Annotated in this window: 4 protein-coding genes; 3 read left to right on the forward strand and 1 reads right to left on the reverse strand. The window is 71.4% G+C overall.

What is annotated here, in order from left to right; genetic code table 11:
• Positions 1–95: adenosylhomocysteinase (locus ACWDD7_RS37410; RefSeq protein WP_351877651.1), on the forward strand; the 95-nt coding region annotated here is incomplete at its 5' end.
• Between the two features lie 188 nt (positions 96–283).
• Entirely contained in the window at positions 284–895 is a 612-nt protein-coding gene (locus tag ACWDD7_RS37415) for a hypothetical protein (protein WP_450460682.1), read from the forward strand.
• Between the two features lie 67 nt (positions 896–962).
• Here the strand turns inward: ACWDD7_RS37415 and ACWDD7_RS37420 are convergent, their stop codons facing one another.
• Positions 963–1,907 carry an RDD family protein gene (locus ACWDD7_RS37420; protein WP_450460683.1) on the reverse strand — a complete coding sequence of 315 codons (945 nt, stop codon included), beginning with the start codon at positions 1,905–1,907 and terminating at the stop codon, positions 963–965.
• 147 nt (positions 1,908–2,054) lie between these two features.
• Here ACWDD7_RS37420 and ACWDD7_RS37425 point away from each other — a divergent pair, with 147 nt between their 5' ends.
• Positions 2,055–3,062: a stage II sporulation protein M gene (locus tag ACWDD7_RS37425; RefSeq protein WP_450460684.1), complete on the forward strand. Its 1,008-nt coding sequence runs from the start codon at positions 2,055–2,057 to the stop codon at positions 3,060–3,062.
• Positions 3,063–3,386: the final 324 nt, after the last annotated feature.

Raw genomic sequence — 3,386 nt, forward strand, 5'->3', positions numbered from 1 at the left:
TCGGCGTCAAGCTGACCACGCTGCGCCCGGAGCAGGCCGCGTACATCGGCGTGGAGGTCGAAGGCCCGTACAAGCCGGACCACTACCGCTACTGACCGCCCCCGAGCCGCGTCACCGCGTCTCGGCCAGGTCCGCAGAGGCAGGCCCCCGCACCCCCGTGCCGGGGGCCTGCCCCTTTCGGCCGGTCCGGTCCGGCCTTTCCCGCGCCCATCCGGCGTTCACGCCCCCCCCCGGACGGACCTACCGCGGCGACGACCCGAGCCCGTCACGACCCAGGACCCCCATGCCCCGCGGCCGCTATTCGCTCCACGATCCGCACGATCACACCCCCCTCGGAGAAGAACACTTCCAGTGCGCCCCCGGCCCGTCCGGCTGGCGCTACGTCTCCCGGCTGACGACCCCCGCCGGCGACGACCGCGGCTCGGTCGACATCGCCCTGGACGACCTCGGCCGCCCCATCCGCCTCGAACTCCGCGCGGGCGGCTGGCAGGTGCGCGGTGCCGCCCTCGACGGCGTCAGTTGGGTCCGCACGGACCCCACCGGAACCCATGCCACCGAAGGCAATGTGCGCGCCCACGCCTTCACCGGCACGTCCCCCGCGTTCCTCGTCGCCACCGCTCGGCTCCTGCGCCTCACCCCCTCCTCCGCGACCCGCGTACGACTCGTCGCCTTCACGGACCCGGTCCTCGCCCCCCGCACCGTGGACCAGTCCTGGGCACTGGTGAACAGCGAAGCACACGCCACTGACAACGGCCCCCTGACCGTGGACGAATACCAGGTCAGCGCCCTGGACACGGGCGAACAGCACTCCGTCCACATCGCCGGCGACGTGGTTCTGGCAGCGCCGGGAATCGAGCTGGAGGACCTTGAGTCACCACCCTCGACGTTCCGCTGACGAGCGGGGTGCGCACGTCCCTCCCGCACGGACGGGGGAGAGCCGCGGCCGCCCTCGCCACGTGGGCCTATGCGGGCGGCGCGAACCCCGTGGCCGGCCGCTCGCCCGGCTGCTCCCGCCGGGGCGGCGCGGCAGGCGGCACGGCGGTCGACCGCGGCGGGACCTGCGTCGCCGCGGACGGGTCACCGGCCTCCGCGTCCCGCTCCGCACTCGCCCGCGCGCCCGCCCGACCCGCGGACGGGGCCTCTCCCGGTGCGGAACCGTCCGCGCCGAACGCCTGCCGGGACTCCCGCGCCTGCCGCTCGTGCACCACGGCGGCCAGGAAGACGGCCGGTGGCAGATCGGCGGGCAGCGGAGCCCCCGTACGCGCCGCGAGATCACCGGCGAGCCGCTGCGCCATCTCCCCGGACACAACGGGATCCAGCTGCCGCATCCGCGTCAGGTACTGCCGTACGGCCAGCCACAGCCCGTCCGGGACGGCCGACAGGTCGAGACCGGCGAAGCGCTGCGCCAGATGCGGCGGCGGAGGCGCGATGAGGCCGGTCTGCGCCACCGGAATCCGCTCCCGTACGACGAGGGTTCCCGCGAACACGTCCCCGAGCCGCCGTCCCCGCGCCGACACCAGCGACGCGATCGACGCCACCGTGCCGAACGTCATGAGGATCTCGACCACACCGATCGCGCCCCGCACCAGCGCGTGCCGGAACCGGATCGGGCCGCCGTCGTCCCGTACCACTCGCAGTCCCAGCGCCATCTTCCCCAGCGAGCGGCCGTGGCTCAGCGTCTCCACCGCGATCGGCACGCCGATCGGCACCAGCAGGAACGTCGCGATCCCGAGCGCCGCCTGCGCGGCGCTGTCCAGGGAGGACGTCGTCACCACGAGCACCATGGTGACCGCGACGTACGCGACCATCGCCGCCGCCAGGTCGAGCAGTACGGCCAACGCCCTGCTCGGAAACTTCGCGGGCAGCAGTTCGAGCGCCACCGCCTCACCGGTCACCAGCTCGCTCATGCCCCGCCCGTCCTTCCCCTGATCCGCCCTCGTGGGCGGCAAGTCTGCCAAGCTGTGGGCGCATCGCGCGCCAGTACGACAAGCTGACAGCAAACACGATCACCGACGACGACCGGTCGCCGACCGGCCGAGGAGCAGGCAGACCCGATGGACCTGGACGTCTTCGTCTCCGCGCACCGAGCCGAATGGGACCGCCTCGACGCCCTGCTCCGCCGCCGACGCCGCCTGGACGGCGCAGAGGCCGACGAACTCGTCGCCCTCTACCAGCGCACCGCCACCCACCTCTCGCTCGTCCAGTCCAGCGCCCCCGACCCGCAGCTGACCGGACGGCTCAGCCAGCTCGTCGCCCGCGCGCGCAGTGCCGTCACCGGCGCCCGCAGCGCCTCCTGGCGCGATGTGACCCACTTCCTGGGAAAGGGCTTCCCGGCCGCCGTCTACCGAACGCGTCGCTGGTGGATACCGACGGCACTGGTCTCCACGGCCCTCGCGATCCTGCTGGGATGGTGGATCGGCACCCACCCGGAGGTGCAGTCCTCCATCGCCGCGCCCGGCCAGCTGCGGCAGCTGACCCGTCCCGGCGGTGAGTACGAGACCTACTACTCCAGCCATCCGGCGGCCGCCTTCGCCGCCCAGGTGTGGACGAACAACGCCGAGGCGGCCGCGCTGTGCCTGGTCCTCGGCGTCTTCCTCGGCCTGCCGGTCCTGTGGATCCTCTTCGAGAACATGCTCAACCTCGGTGTCGGCTTCGGCCTGATGTCCTCCGCCGGCCGGCTCGACACCTTCCTCGGCCTGGTGCTGCCGCACGGCCTGCTGGAACTGACCGCCGTCTTCGTGGCGGCGGGTACGGGACTGCGCCTGGGCTGGACCCTCATCGACCCCGGTCCCCGCACCCGGCGCGTCGCGCTCGCGGAAGAGGGCCGGGCAGCGGTGGGCATGGCGATCGGCCTCGCCCTGGTCCTGTTCGTCTCCGGCTGCATCGAAGGCTTCGTCACCCCGTCCGGCCTGCCCACCTGGGCCCGCATCGGCATCGGCGTCGTGGCCGAGATGGCGTTCCTGACGTACGTCTACGTCCTCGGGGGCCGCGCGGTACGTGAGGGCGAGACGGGTGATCTCGACGCGGCGGACCGCAGTTCCTCCGTGCCCACCGCCGCCTGATGTGCGTCCGGCCCTCCTGAGCTGCTAGTCTCCTCTCACCCCACAGCAGCCGTTGACACGGGTGGCGTGGGGAGGTAGATTCAAACAGTTGCCTAGAACTGGACAAGTTCGGTGGCGGCCGATAGACTCTACTGGCTTCGAAGAAGTCGCTACCGACATTCAGAAGAAGCATCCTCCCGATTAAACTCAGAATGAGTGGCTGGTCAGACCGGCCGAGAAGTTCTGATAAAGTCGGAACCGCCGGAAAGGGAAACGCGAAAGCGAAAACCTGGAAAGCACCGAGGAAATCGGATCGAGAAAAGATCTGATAGAGTCGGAAACACC

Source organism: Streptomyces sp. NPDC001056 (genome assembly GCF_053598955.1).